Below are 14213 nucleotides of genomic sequence, written 5' to 3'. Positions count from 1 at the left end.
CTTGGATGTCGACTGATAGTCCGCTTTCGCGAGCAGGCTCGCTCCCACAAGGTAATCCGCAGTGTGTTAGCGCACCCAGCGCTCGCGCCGCCAGATCTGCTGCTCGGACTTGGTCTGGAAGGTCCAGGCCACGAAGCGGCTCTGCTTCTGTCCCTGGGACATCTCCACGACCTGGCTTTCCAGCACGCCGGCCTTTTTCAGCGCGGTTTCGATGGCTGGCAGGTTCGAAGCTTTTGACACCAGCGTGCTGAACCACAGCACTTTGTGCTGGAAGTTCGCGCTCTCGGCGATCAATTGCGTCACAAAACGTGCTTCTCCGCCTTCACACCACAGTTCCGCCGACTGGCCGCCGAAGTTCAGCACCGGCAACTTGCGTTTCGGATCGGCCTTGCCCAGGGCACGCCATTTGCGCTCGCTGCCCTTGGTCGCTTCTTCCATCGAAGCGTGGAAGGGCGGGTTGCACATGGTCAGGTCAAAGCGCTCGCCCGGCTCCAGCAAGCCGATCAGGATGTGCTTGCGGTTTTCCTGCTGGCGCAGCTGGATCACCTTGCTCAGGTCGTTGGATTGCACGATGGCTCGAGCCGCCGCCACGGCCGTCGGATCGATCTCCGAGCCGAGGAAGTGCCAGCGGTATTCGCTGTTGCCAATCAGCGGATACACGCAGTTGGCGCCCATGCCGATGTCCAGCACATTGACGATTGCGCCGCGCGGGACCTTGCCGTCGTTCATGCTCGCCAGCAGGTCGGCGAGAAAGTGCACGTAATCGGCACGCCCCGGCACCGGTGGGCAGAGGTAGTCCGCCGGAATGTCCCAATGCTGGATGCCATAGAACGACTTGAGCAGCGCCCGGTTGAACACGCGTACCGCGTCGGGGCTGGCGAAGTCGATGCTTTCCTTGCCGTACGGGTTGGTGATCACGTACTTGGCCAGTTCCGGCGTGGTCTTGATCAGCGCCGGGAAGTCGTAACGACCCTGATGGCGATTGCGCGGATGCAGGCTGGCCTTCTCGCGCGGCTCGACGGCTTTGCTCGGGGACGCGGCATCAGGCTTCTTGCGCGCAGGTTTGGGTGTGCGGGGGGCGGTCATGGGCGTGGTCGATTCGGGTATGGCTGAAAGTGGCGGGTATTGTCCCACATTGATGCGCCATACGCCGAACCCATGTAGGAGCTGCCGGAGGCTGCGATCTTTTGATGTTGATTTTTAGAAGCAAATCAAAAGATCGCAGCCTTCGGCAGCTCCTACAGGGAAATGTGGGAAACAAAAAGGGAGGCCACCTGGGCCTCCCTTTTTCATTGCGATTTACCGTTACAGGCTGGCAATCCGCGCGTGCTGCTCGGCCAGTTTGCCCAAGGCCTGTTCAGCCTCGGCCAGTTTGGCGCGTTCCTTCTCGATGACTTCGGCCGGGGCCTTGTCAACGAAACCGGCGTTGGACAGTTTGCCGCCAACCCGCTGGACTTCGCCCTGCAGACGCAGGATTTCCTTGTCCAGGCGTGCCAGTTCGGCGCCTTTGTCGATCAGACCGGCCATTGGCACCAGCACTTCCATCTCGCCGACCAGTGCGGTGGCGGACAGCGGTGCTTCTTCGCCAGCCTTCAGAACGGTGATCGATTCCAGACGCGCCAGCTTCTTCAGCAGCGCTTCGTTCTCGGTCAGACGGCGCTGGTCTTCAGCGCTGACGTTCTTCAAGTAGATCGGCAGTGGCTTGCCCGGGCCGATGTTCATTTCGCCACGAATGTTGCGCGTGCCGAGCATCAGCTCCTTGAGCCATTCGATGTCGTTTTCCGCCGCCGGATCGATGCGCTCTTCATTGGCCACCGGCCAAGGCTGCAGCATGATCGTTTTGCCCTGAATGCCGGCCAGCGGCGCGATGCGCTGCCAGATTTCTTCAGTGATGAACGGCATGAACGGATGTGCCAGACGCAGCGCCACTTCCAGCACGCGCACCAGCGTACGGCGAGTGCCGCGCTGACGTTCGACCGGCGCGTTCTCGTCCCACAGGACGGGCTTGGAAAGCTCCAGGTACCAGTCGCAGTACTGGTTCCAGATGAACTCGTACAGCGCTTGCGCGGCGAGGTCGAAACGGAACTGATCCAGTTGACGGGTCACTTCGGCTTCGGTGCGTTGCAGTTGCGAGATGATCCAGCGATCGGCCAGCGACAGCTCGTAGGCTTCGCCGTTCTGGCCGCAGTCTTCGCCCTTGTCCAGAACGTAGCGCGCGGCGTTCCAGATCTTGTTGCAGAAGTTGCGATAGCCTTCGACGCGGCCCATGTCGAACTTGATGTCGCGACCAGTCGAGGCCAGCGAGCAGAACGTGAAGCGCAGGGCGTCGGTGCCGTAGCTTTCGATGCCGTTGGCGAACTCTTCGCGGGTCTGCTTTTCGATCTTCTTCGCCAGTTTCGGCTGCATCAGGCCCGAGGTGCGTTTCTGCACCAGCGACTCGAGGTCGATGCCATCGATGATGTCCAGCGGGTCAAGAACGTTGCCCTTGGACTTGGACATCTTCTGGCCCTGGCCGTCGCGCACCAGGCCGTGTACGTACACAGTCTTGAACGGAACCTGCGGCGTGCCGTCTTCGTTCTTCATCAGGTGCATGGTCATCATGATCATCCGGGCAACCCAGAAGAAGATGATGTCGAAACCGGTGACCAGAACGTCGGTGGAGTGGAATTTCTTCAGGAACTCGGTCTGCTCAGGCCAGCCCAGGGTCGAGAATGTCCACAGGCCGGAACTGAACCAGGTATCGAGTACGTCGTTGTCCTGTTGCAGCGCAACGTCCGGGCCGAGGTTGTGCTTGGCACGCACTTCGGCTTCGTCGCGGCCGACGTAGACCTTGCCGGACTCGTCGTACCAGGCCGGAATCCGGTGGCCCCACCACAGCTGACGGCTGATGCACCAGTCCTGGATGTCACGCATCCACGAGAAGTACATGTTTTCGTACTGCTTGGGCACGAACTGGATGCGCCCGTCTTCGACCGCAGCAATCGCCGGCTCGGCCAAAGGCTTGGTCGATACGTACCACTGGTCAGTCAGCCACGGCTCGATGACCGTGCCGGAGCGGTCGCCTTTCGGCGTTTTCAGGTTGTGATCATTGACGCTCACCAGCAGGCCGGCGGCGTCGAACGCGGCGACGATCTGCTTGCGCGCTTCGAAACGCTCCAGGCCGGCGAACTCGGCCGGAATCTTGCCGTCGATGCTTTCGTTCAGCGTACCGTCGAGGTTGAACACCTGGGCTGCTGGCAGCACGTTGGCGTTCTTGTCGAAGATGTTCAGCAGCGGCAGGTTGTGGCGCTTGCCGACTTCGTAGTCATTGAAATCGTGCGCCGGAGTGATTTTCACGCAGCCGGTGCCGAATTCCGGGTCGCAGTAATCGTCGGCGATGATCGGGATACGACGGCCAACCAATGGCAGCTCGACGAATTTGCCGATCAGGGCTTTGTAGCGCTCATCGTTCGGGTTAACCGCGACGGCGGAGTCGCCGAGCATGGTTTCCGGGCGGGTGGTGGCAACGATCAGGAAGTCATTGCCCTCAGCGGTCTTGACGCCGTCGGCCAGCGGGTATTTCAGGTTCCACAGGAAACCTTTCTCTTCGTGGTTCTCCACTTCGAGGTCGGAAATCGCCGTGTGCAGTTTGGTGTCCCAGTTGACCAGACGCTTGCCGCGATAGATCAGGCCGTCTTCATGCAGACGCACGAATGCTTCTTTCACCGCTTCCGAGAGGCCGTCGTCCATGGTGAAGCGCTCGCGGCTCCAGTCGACGGACGAGCCGAGGCGACGGATCTGCCGGCTGATATTGCCGCCGGACTGATCTTTCCACTCCCAGACTTTCTCGAGGAATTTCTCGCGACCCAGATCGTGACGATTCTGCCCCTGGGCTTCGAGTTGGCGCTCCACCAGCATCTGCGTAGCGATACCGGCGTGGTCGGTGCCCGGTTGCCACAGGGTGTCGCGACCTTGCATGCGGCGGAAACGGATCAGGGCGTCCATGATCGCGTTGTTGAAGCCGTGACCCATGTGCAGGCTGCCGGTGACGTTCGGCGGCGGGATCATGATGGTGTAGGACTCGCCCGCGCCTTGCGGGGCGAAGTAGTTCTCGGACTCCCAGGTCTTGTACCAGGAAGTTTCAATGGCGTGCGGCTGGTAGGTCTTATCCATGCGCGGCGGGACCCTATTGGCATTTATTCAGGAAAAGCCGGGAAGTATAGCGGGGCATGGTGCCGAGGGCGAGCGGGGTGGGCCGGATGGAGATCTAAATGTGATCGCGAACTCTGTGGCGAGGGAGCTTGCTCCCGCTCGGCTGCGCAGCAGTCGTAAACACTGTCACGCAGGCTTCGCGGCAAAAACACTGTTGAATGGTTTTGGGGGCGCTTCGCACCCCAGCGGGAGCAAGCTCCCTCGCCACAAAAAATACCGAAGGCGGGGTTATTCGTACTGGCTGAGCAGCCGCTCCATCCGCGCCTCGAGGCGGCGTTTGATTTCGGTTTCGATGTGCGGAGCGAAGTCGTCGATCACGTCTTGCATGATCAGTTGCGCGGCCGCGCGCAGTTCGCTGTCCAGATGGAGAAGGGCGTCCGGGCCTTTGTCGACCGGTGCCGCAGCCTGGGCAGCCGGGGCTGGTGCCGGGGGTGGCGCGACGGCCGCCGGCTCGTTGCCGACGGAATCGAACAGCATTGGAATCTGTTCCTGTTCGCTGTCATCGACCGTATCGGTCAAGAGCGGCGGTTGCAGGTTGTCATCGCCGAGCAACTGGCGGATCGATTCAAGATCGTCCAGCAGGTGTGCGGATTTCTGTTGCGGTTTCGGAGTGTCCATTGGAATGCTCAGAGTCGCTGTAAACGGTGGTCTTGCAGAGAATAGCCCTGTTCGCGATAGAAGCGGAAACTCTCCCGCGCCGCCGCTCGGATGGTCGGGTCTTCCACCACCACCTCCGCCACGCGGGCGAACTTGCTGGCGAAGGCCGGGACTTTCAGGTCGAGGTTGACCAGAAGATCCTGATGCTCACCGCAGTCTTCCCCGAATCCCAGCACGATCAAGCCGTCCGGTTCACTGTCGGCAGGGCCGTGGGGCACGAAGCTTTCGCCCTTGAAAGCCCACAGGCGCGCATCGAGATCGTCCCGCTGGCTCGCATCGCTGCAATGCAGGTAGATGCGATGGCCCATGCGCCAGGCTTTCTCGGTGAGCTTGCAGGCAAAATCCAGGCGCGCCGAAGGATCGGCGCTCGGCAGGATGTAGAAGTCGACTTTGGTCATTGCGGTTCCAGAGCAGCGAGCGGCGTCGCCATGAAGCGACGCCCCCCCTCAGCAGGTTCAGGCTTTGGCGCGATCCAGCAGGTACTGGGTCAGCAGTGGAACCGGACGGCCAGTGGCGCCCTTGTCCTTGCCGCCGCTGGTCCATGCGGTGCCGGCGATGTCCAGGTGCGCCCAGTTGAGGTTCTTGGTGAAGCGCGACAGGAAGCAGGCGGCGGTGATGGTGCCGGCCTTCGGCCCGCCAATGTTGGCGATGTCGGCGAACGGGCTGTCCAGTTGCTCCTGGTACTCATCGAACAGCGGCAGTTGCCAGGCGCGGTCGTCGGCGGCCTTGCCGGCGCTGAGCAACTGGTCGATCAGTTCGTCGTTGTTGCCCAGCAGGCCGGAAGTATGGGCGCCCAGGGCTACCACGCAAGCACCGGTCAAAGTGGCGATGTCGATCACCGCTTGTGGCTTGAAGCGCTCGGCGTAGGTCAGCGCATCGCACAGCACCAGACGGCCTTCGGCGTCGGTGTTGAGGATTTCCACAGTCTGGCCGCTCATGGTGGTAACGATGTCGCCCGGACGCGACGCGTTGCCGCTCGGCATGTTTTCGGCGCAGGCGAGGATGCACACCAGATTGATCGGCAGTTTCAGCTCAAGCACCGCACGCAGCGTACCGAACACAGAGGCAGCGCCGCCCATGTCGTACTTCATCTCGTCCATGCCGGCGCCCGGCTTCAGGCTGATGCCGCCGGTGTCGAAGGTGATGCCCTTGCCGACCAGCGCGTAAGGCTTCTCGGATTTCTTGCCACCGTTGTATTGCATGACGATCAGGCGCGGCGGCTGGGCGCTGCCCTGGCCAACGGCATAGAACGAACCCATGCCGAGGGATTTGATCTTCTTCTCGTCGAGTACTTCGACTTTCAGATCCTTGAACTCTTTGCCGAGGTTTTTCGCCTGTTCGCCCATGAACGTCGGGTGGCAGATGTTCGGCGGCAGGTTGCCCAGATCGCGGGTGAAGGCCATGCCGTTGGCGATTGCGGTGGCGTGGTTCACGGCGCGCTGTACTTCGGCCTGTGCAGCCTTGATGGTCAGCAGGGTGATTTTCTTCAGGGCGCGCGGTTCGGCTTTCTGGCTCTTGAACTGGTCGAAGGTGTAGCCGCCGTCGACCAGGGTTTCCGCCAGCAGGCGGGTCTTGCCGTAGCTGTCGCGGCCTTTGACGATGACTTCATCCAGCGCCAGCACGGCATCGCCGCCGCCCAGGCCTTTGAGGGTGTTGAGGATGCCGGCGACGATTTTGCGGAACGGACGGTCGCCCAGTTCTTCGTCCTTGCCCACGCCGACCAGCAACACGCGCTCGGCTTTCAGGTTCGGCAGGCTGTGCAGCAACAGGCTCTGCCCGACCTTGCCGGCCAGGTCGCCACGCTTGAGCACGGTGCTGATCGCACCACCGCTCGACTCGTCGACCAGTCTGGCGGCGACACCGAGTTTGCGGCCTTCGCCGACGGCAACCACCAGGGTGGCGGTTTTCAACGTTTCTGGGCTAACGCTTTTTACAACCAGTTCCATGTCCGGATCCCTAATGAATGGTCAACATGCAGGCGTTCGACGCTGTCCGCAGTCGCCTGCTTATAAATAGAAGAGGCGCAGGCCAAAGCCCGCGACAAGGGCCGCAGTTTGAACCTCGCTCCCCGCGCCTGACAACCCTAGGGGGCGTTCTCAATTAGTTTTCACACCGCGTTGTCGCCTTAAAGCCAGCCAGGCAAGGCGCAGGCCGCTGGGAATGGTTGTTCCCTTTCCAAGGCCTGCAACGCAGACTGGCCGGCTTTAAGGCACAACCCGAAGGGCCGGGCCTGCTGTTGTGCAGGGCTGCGTTGCTAGAAGCTTATCTGGAATGACCAAACCACGCTTCTCGCGCCTTGTCCTGCACAACAGCAGACCCGGCGCGGTGTGAAAACTAATTGAGAACGCCCCCTGGGTTGTACGATCAGCAAAGGATTACAGAGATGGATGAGTGTGCGCAGTGACAGGCGCACCCAATCACAGGATAATGCCGCATCTTTTTTCGACCGCTCTGCATGGCGGGCGGTCGATGTGTTTGCTTGTTTGGCCGCCTTAGCCTGACAACCCTGGAGTGTCTGGTTTGATCGTCTTCCGTTATCTGTCCCGCGAAGTCCTGTTGACCCTCAGCGCCGTAAGTGCCGTGCTGCTGGTCATCATCATGAGCGGTCGCTTCATCAAATACCTGGCGCAGGCTGCGGCCGGTCAGCTCGATCCGGGCTCGCTGTTCCTGATCATGGGCTTTCGTCTGCCGGGTTTCCTGCAACTGATTCTGCCGCTGGGCCTGTTCCTCGGGATCCTGCTGGCCTACGGTCGCCTGTACCTCGAAAGCGAAATGACCGTGCTCTCGGCCACCGGCATGAGCCAGCAGAAACTGTTTCGCATGACCCTGTTTCCGGCGACGCTGGTGGCACTGGTGGTGGCGTGGCTGAGCCTTGGCCTGGCTCCGCAGGGCGCCAACCAGTTTCAGCTGTTGCTGAACAAGCAGGACGCGCTGACCGAGTTCGATACGCTCGAACCGGGCCGCTTCCAGGCGTTGCGTGACGGTACTCGAGTGACCTATACCGAAACCCTGAGCGACGATCGAGTCAATCTCGGCAGCGTGTTCATCTCGCAGAAAAACCTTGGCGCCGACCAGAAGGATCGCGGGATTTCCGTGCTGGTTGCCGAATCGGGCCGTCAGGAAATTCGCCCCGACGGCAATCGCTACCTGATTCTCGACAACGGTTATCGCTATGATGGCAGTCCGGGTCAGGCCGACTATCGTGCCATCCATTACGAAACCTACGGCGTGCTACTGCCCAAGCCGGATGTCAGCGAAGAAGTCACCGATCGTGACGCGATGCCGACCTCGTCCCTGTGGGGCAGTGACGACATCCGTTCGAAAACCGAACTGCAATGGCGCATGTCCCTGCCGTTGCTGGTGTTCATCGTGACCCTGATGGCGGTGCCGCTGTCGCGGGTGAATCCGCGTCAGGGGCGTTTCCTCAAGCTGCTCCCGGCGATCCTTCTTTATATGGCTTACCTGACCATCCTGATTGCCGCCCGCGGCGCCCTTGAAAAAGGCAAGATCCCGCCGGCCCTTGGCTTGTGGTGGGTGCACGCGATCTTCCTGGTCATCGGCCTCGGCCTGCTCTATTGGGAGCCGATGCGCCTGAAGCTGGCCAGCCGTCGCAGCGCCGCGCTGGAGGTGGCCCGTGGTTAAACTCGACCGCTACATCGGCAGCAGCGTATTCATGGCGATCATCGCCGTGCTGGCGATCATCCTCGGCCTGGCGACGCTGTTTGCCTTCATCGATGAAATGGGCGACGTCAGCGACACCTACACCTTGGTCGATGTGCTCGGTTTCGTGGTGTTGACCGCGCCGCGCCGGCTCTACGAAATGCTGCCGATGGCTGCACTGATCGGCTGCCTGATCGGTCTCGGCAGTCTGGCCAGCAGCAGTGAGCTGACCGTCATGCGCGCCGCCGGCGTGTCGATCGGCCGTATCGTCTGGGCCGTCATGAAGCCGATGCTGGTGCTGATGCTCGCCGGCGTGCTGATCGGCGAATATGTCGCCCCGGCCACCGAGAGCATGGCCCAGGCCAATCGCTCGCTGGCCCAGGGCAGCGGCGATGCGCAAAGCGCCAAACACGGTATGTGGCACCGTCAGGGTGAAGAATTCATCCACATCAACGCGGTGCAACCGAACGGTCTGTTGTACGGCGTGACGCGCTATCACTTCGACAAGGAGCGCCATCTGCTCAGCTCCAGCTTCGCCAAAAAGGCCGAGTTCGACGGCAACAAGTGGCAGCTCACCGACGTTGCCACCACGCTGTTCCATGAGCGCAGTACTGAAGTCGTCAATACACCGAGCGAGCAATGGGACGTCGCGTTGAGCCCGCAACTGCTCAGTACCGTGGTCATGGCCCCTGAATCGCTGTCGATCAGCGGGCTGTGGGGCTACATCCACTATCTGGCCGAGCAGGGCCTGAGCAATGGCCGTTACTGGCTGGCATTTTGGGTCAAGGTGTTGCAGCCGCTGGTGACCGCCGCGCTGGTGCTGATGGCGATCTCGTTCATCTTCGGCCCGCTGCGTTCGGTGACCCTCGGTCAGCGGGTCTTCACCGGCGTGCTGGTGGGGTTCACCTTCCGTATCGTCCAGGATCTGCTGGGGCCATCGAGTCTGGTGTTCGGTTTCTCGCCGCTGTTTGCGGTGCTGGTGCCGGCCGGCGTGTGTGCGCTGGCGGGTGTCTGGCTGCTCAGGCGAGCGGGCTGATGAACAAGCTTTCATTCAGCGCCTGAACCCTGAAAACGCCTCGGTCGCCAGACCGGGGCGTTTTTGCATGCGATCCGGGTGACAGGCGAACGTGACGCTTGCGCCGTGTATCAGGTACAATTCCCGGCTATTTTTCGGCGGGCCAAGCCTGCAGCCTTTTTGAGTGTTGATCCGTGAGTGATTTGAGTCATATCCGCAATTTCTCCATCATCGCCCACATTGACCATGGCAAGTCGACGCTGGCTGACCGTTTCATCCAGATGTGCGGCGGCCTGGCCGAGCGTGAAATGGAAGCCCAGGTACTGGATTCCATGGATCTTGAGCGTGAACGCGGGATCACCATCAAGGCCCACAGCGTTACCCTCTATTACAAAGCCAAAGATGGCATCACCTACCAGCTGAACTTCATCGACACCCCGGGCCACGTCGACTTCACCTACGAAGTCAGCCGTTCCCTGGCCGCGTGCGAAGGCGCCTTGCTGGTGGTCGATGCGGGGCAGGGCGTGGAAGCCCAGTCCGTGGCCAACTGCTACACCGCCATCGAGCAGGGCCTCGAGGTCATGCCGGTGCTGAACAAGATCGACCTGCCCCAGGCCGAGCCGGATCGCGTCAAGGACGAGATCGAGAAGATCATCGGCATCGACGCCACCGACGCCGTCACCTGCAGCGCCAAGACCGGCCTGGGTGTCGACGAAGTGCTCGAGCGTCTGGTCCACACCATTCCCGCGCCGACCGGCAACATCGAAGATCCGCTGCAAGCGTTGATCATCGACTCCTGGTTCGACAACTACCTGGGCGTTGTCTCCCTGGTACGTGTGCGCCATGGCCGGGTGAAGAAGGGCGACAAGATTCTGGTCAAGTCCACCGGCAAGGTGCACCTGGTCGACAGCGTCGGTGTGTTCAACCCGAAACACACCGCCACCGTTGATCTGAAGGCCGGCGAAGTGGGCTTCATCATCGCCAGCATCAAAGACATTCACGGTGCGCCGGTCGGTGACACCCTGACCCTGAGCTCCACCCCTGATGTGCCGGTGCTGCCGGGCTTCAAACGTATCCAGCCGCAGGTTTACGCCGGTCTGTTCCCGGTCAGCTCCGATGACTTCGAGGATTTCCGCGAAGCACTGCAGAAGCTGACCCTGAACGACTCGTCGCTGCAGTACACCCCGGAAAGCTCCGACGCCCTGGGCTTCGGCTTCCGTTGCGGCTTCCTCGGCATGCTGCACATGGAAATCATCCAGGAGCGCCTCGAGCGCGAGTACGACCTGGACCTGATCACCACCGCGCCGACGGTAATTTTCGAGCTGGTGCTGAAAACCGGTGAAACGATTTACGTCGACAACCCGTCGAAGCTTCCGGACGTGTCGGCGATTGAGGACATGCGCGAGCCAATCGTGCGCGCCAATATCCTCGTACCGCAGGAGCACCTGGGCAACGTCATCACCCTGTGCATCGAGAAACGCGGCGTTCAGGTCGACATGCTGTTCCTCGGCAATCAGGTGCAAGTCACCTACGACCTGCCGATGAACGAAGTGGTCCTGGACTTCTTCGACCGTCTCAAATCCACCAGCCGCGGCTATGCTTCGCTGGACTACCATTTCGATCGTTACCAATCGGCTAATCTGGTGAAACTGGACGTGCTGATCAACGGCGACAAGGTCGATGCCCTGGCATTGATCGTGCACCGTGACAATTCGCACTTCAAAGGTCGCCAGTTGACCGAGAAGATGAAAGAACTGATTCCTCGTCAGATGTTCGACGTGGCGATTCAGGCCGCCATCGGTGGTCAGATCGTGGCCCGGACAACCGTCAAGGCACTCAGAAAGAACGTATTGGCCAAATGCTACGGCGGTGACGTCAGTCGTAAGAAGAAACTGCTCGAGAAGCAGAAGGCCGGTAAGAAACGCATGAAACAGGTCGGCAACGTGGAAATTCCACAGGAAGCCTTCCTCGCCGTGCTCAGGTTGGAATAATCAGGTCCTATGTCGCTAAATTTCCCGCTGTTGCTGGTCATCGCCGTGTTCGTCTGCGGCCTGTTGGCGTTGATTGATCTGCTGTTCCTGGCACCGCGTCGGCGGGCTGCCATTGCCTCTTATCAAGGCAGTGTCAGCCAGCCCGAGCCTGTGGTGGTCGAGAAGCTGAACAAAGAGCCGCTGCTGGTCGAATACGGCAAGTCGTTCTTTCCGGTGCTGTTTATTGTGCTGGTGCTGCGTTCGTTTCTGGTGGAGCCGTTCCAGATTCCGTCCGGCTCGATGAAACCGACCCTGGACGTCGGCGACTTCATTCTGGTGAACAAGTTTTCCTACGGGATCCGTTTGCCGGTGATCGACAAGAAGATCATCGAAGTCGGTGATCCGCAGCGCGGCGATGTCATGGTGTTCCGCTACCCGAGCGACCCGAACGTCAACTACATCAAGCGCGTGGTCGGCCTGCCAGGTGACACGGTGCGTTACACCGCCGACAAGCGTCTGTTCGTCAACGGCGAATCGATTGCCGAGAAGATGGTCGGCGCCGAAGCGGGATCGCTGGGCAGCGCGGAGCTCTACCAGGAAAAACTCGGTGCAGCCGAGCACCTGATCCGCAAGGAAATGAGCCGCTACCGCGCCACTCCGGATCGGTCGTGGACGGTGCCTGCCGGGCACTACTTCATGATGGGTGACAACCGCGACAATTCGAACGACAGTCGCTATTGGGATGATCCGAACATTCCCAAGGATCTGCTGGGCATGGTCCCCGACCGCAATATCGTCGGCAAGGCCTTCGCGGTCTGGATGAGCTGGCCGGAGCCGAAACTCAGCCACCTGCCGAATTTCTCGCGGGTCGGTCTGATCAAGTAACTACACACGGCGCTGTTGACCACAGCGCCGAATGCATTTCTGAAGCCGGTACAATCGGCTTCGCAATCGCCAGGATCTATTTTTTGAACACAGCGTTAATTGTCCCAGGCCTGCGCCGTACCCCGGCGATGGCCGTGGAAACCAGCCACGAACTCAGCGTGGGTAAACCGTGAGCGTTTCTCTAAGTCGTCTCGAGCGCCAGCTCGGTTACACCTTCAAGGACCAGGAACTGATGCTTCTGGCCCTCACGCACCGCAGTTTTGCCGGGCGCAACAACGAGCGTCTGGAATTCCTCGGCGATGCCATCCTCAATTTCGTCGCTGGCGAGGCGCTGTTCGATCGCTTTCCGCTGGCCCGCGAAGGCCAGTTGTCGCGTTTGCGCGCACGCCTGGTGAAAGGTGAGACGCTGGCCGTACTGGCTCGCGGTTTCGACCTCGGTGATTATCTGCGCCTGGGTTCGGGTGAACTGAAGAGCGGTGGGTTCCGTCGTGAATCGATTCTCGCCGATGCCCTCGAAGCCCTGATCGGTGCGATCTACCTCGACGCCGGCATGGACGTCGCCCGTGAGCGCGTACTGGCCTGGCTGGCCGGTGAGTTCGAAGGCTTGACGCTGGTCGACACCAACAAGGATCCGAAAACCCGCTTGCAGGAACACCTGCAATCGCGCAGTTGCGAACTGCCCCGCTACGAAGTGGTGGATATCCAGGGCGAACCGCACTGCCGAACCTTCTTCGTCGAGTGCGAAGTGGTCTTACTGAATGAGAAAAGCCGAGGTCAGGGTGTGAGCCGTCGCATTGCCGAACAGGTAGCGGCCGCTGCAGCACTGATTGCCCTGGGCGTGGAGAATGGCAATGACTGATACAAACGCAACTCGCTGTGGCTATGTTGCCATCGTCGGCCGTCCCAACGTCGGCAAGTCGACGCTGCTCAACCACATCCTCGGGCAGAAGCTCGCGATCACTTCGCGCAAGCCGCAGACCACGCGGCACAACATGCTCGGCATCAAGACCGAGGGCGATGTGCAAGCGATCTACGTCGACACCCCGGGCATGCACAAGGGCGGCGAAAAGGCCCTGAACCGCTACATGAACAAAACCGCTTCGGCGGCGTTGAAAGACGTCGACGTGGTGATCTTCGTCGTTGACCGCACCAAGTGGACCGACGAAGACCAGATGGTGCTCGAACGTGTGCAGTATGTGACCGGTCCGCTGATCGTCGCGCTGAACAAGACCGATCGCATCGAAGACAAAGCCGAGCTGATGCCGCACCTGAGCTGGTTGCAGGAACAATTGCCTAACGCCCAGATCATCCCGATTTCCGCGCAGCACGGGCACAATCTCGATGCGCTGGAAAAGGTCATCGCCGATCACCTGCCGGAGAACGATCACTTCTTCCCGGAAGACCAGATCACCGACCGCAGCAGCCGCTTCCTCGCTGCCGAACTGGTGCGCGAGAAAATCATGCGCCAGATGGGCGCCGAGCTGCCGTACCAGATCACCGTCGAAATCGAAGAGTTCAAGCAGCAGGGCAAGACCCTGCACATCCACGCGCTGATTCTCGTCGAGCGTGACGGCCAGAAGAAAATCATCATTGGCGACAAGGGCGAGCGCATCAAGCGCATCGGCACCGAAGCGCGCAAGGACATGGAGCTGCTGTTCGACTCCAAGATCATGCTCAACCTGTGGGTCAAGGTGAAGGGCGGCTGGTCCGATGACGAGCGCGCGCTGCGTTCGCTGGGTTACGGCGACCTGTAAGCGACTCGAACATCAAAAGATCGCAGCCTTCGGCAGCTCCTACAGGTGTACACAAGACATTGTAGGAGCTGCCGAAGGCTG

Annotated in this window: 11 protein-coding genes; 6 read left to right on the top strand and 5 right to left on the bottom strand. The window is 60.7% G+C overall.

Going from position 1 to position 14213, the window contains the following annotated elements:
* Positions 1-66: 66 nt before the first annotated feature.
* The 5 genes from rlmF to DCO47_RS20840 all read right to left on the bottom strand — a co-directional run bounded on the left by rlmF (position 67) and on the right by DCO47_RS20840 (position 6794).
* Complete coding sequence (rlmF, locus tag DCO47_RS20860) at positions 67-1086, bottom strand: 23S rRNA (adenine(1618)-N(6))-methyltransferase RlmF (protein WP_116658829.1); 1020 nt, start codon at positions 1084-1086, stop codon at positions 67-69.
* Between the two features lie 219 nt (positions 1087-1305).
* The gene (locus DCO47_RS20855; RefSeq protein WP_116658828.1) at positions 1306-4152 is read right to left on the bottom strand and encodes a valine--tRNA ligase; all 2847 of its coding nucleotides are present in this window, start codon (positions 4150-4152) and stop codon (positions 1306-1308) included.
* A gap of 267 nt (positions 4153-4419) precedes the next feature.
* Positions 4420-4809: a DNA polymerase III subunit chi gene (locus tag DCO47_RS20850; protein ID WP_065615844.1), complete on the bottom strand. Its 390-nt coding sequence runs from the start codon at positions 4807-4809 to the stop codon at positions 4420-4422.
* Positions 4810-4817: 8 nt separating this feature from the next.
* Entirely contained in the window at positions 4818-5246 is a 429-nt protein-coding gene (locus DCO47_RS20845; protein WP_064364398.1) for a DNA polymerase III subunit chi, read from the bottom strand.
* A 57-nt stretch (positions 5247-5303) separates the two neighbouring features.
* Complete coding sequence (locus DCO47_RS20840) at positions 5304-6794, bottom strand: leucyl aminopeptidase (RefSeq protein ID WP_042607732.1); 1491 nt, start codon at positions 6792-6794, stop codon at positions 5304-5306.
* Positions 6795-7368: 574 nt separating this feature from the next.
* Here DCO47_RS20840 and lptF point away from each other — a divergent pair.
* From lptF to era, 6 genes are all read left to right on the top strand, one after another.
* Entirely contained in the window at positions 7369-8490 is a 1122-nt protein-coding gene (lptF, locus tag DCO47_RS20835; RefSeq protein WP_042607733.1) for an LPS export ABC transporter permease LptF, read from the top strand.
* Entirely contained in the window at positions 8483-9544 is a 1062-nt protein-coding gene (lptG, locus tag DCO47_RS20830; protein ID WP_042607734.1) for an LPS export ABC transporter permease LptG, read from the top strand. Before lptF ends, lptG begins: the two co-directional genes overlap by 8 nt.
* Positions 9545-9717: 173 nt before the next feature.
* Positions 9718-11514, top strand: coding sequence for a translation elongation factor 4 (gene lepA, locus DCO47_RS20825; protein ID WP_016771564.1), 1797 nt, complete (start codon positions 9718-9720; stop codon positions 11512-11514).
* A 9-nt stretch (positions 11515-11523) separates the two neighbouring features.
* Positions 11524-12378, top strand: coding sequence for a signal peptidase I (lepB, locus tag DCO47_RS20820; protein WP_042607735.1), 855 nt, complete (start codon positions 11524-11526; stop codon positions 12376-12378).
* A gap of 169 nt (positions 12379-12547) precedes the next feature.
* Positions 12548-13237: a ribonuclease III gene (gene rnc, locus DCO47_RS20815; protein WP_042607736.1), complete on the top strand. Its 690-nt coding sequence runs from the start codon at positions 12548-12550 to the stop codon at positions 13235-13237.
* Positions 13230-14132 (top strand): GTPase Era, encoded by a 903-nt coding sequence (gene era / locus DCO47_RS20810; RefSeq protein ID WP_007909024.1) that lies wholly within the window; start codon positions 13230-13232, stop codon positions 14130-14132. The genes rnc and era overlap by 8 nt, the downstream gene beginning before the upstream one ends.
* The last annotated feature ends 81 nt before the right edge of the window (positions 14133-14213 follow it).

The sequence above is a fragment of the Pseudomonas sp. NDM genome (genome assembly GCF_003105095.1).
GTDB classification, from domain to species: Bacteria; Pseudomonadota; Gammaproteobacteria; order Pseudomonadales; family Pseudomonadaceae; genus Aquipseudomonas; species Aquipseudomonas moraviensis_A.
This window is presented reverse-complemented; position numbering and strand designations above follow the sequence as displayed.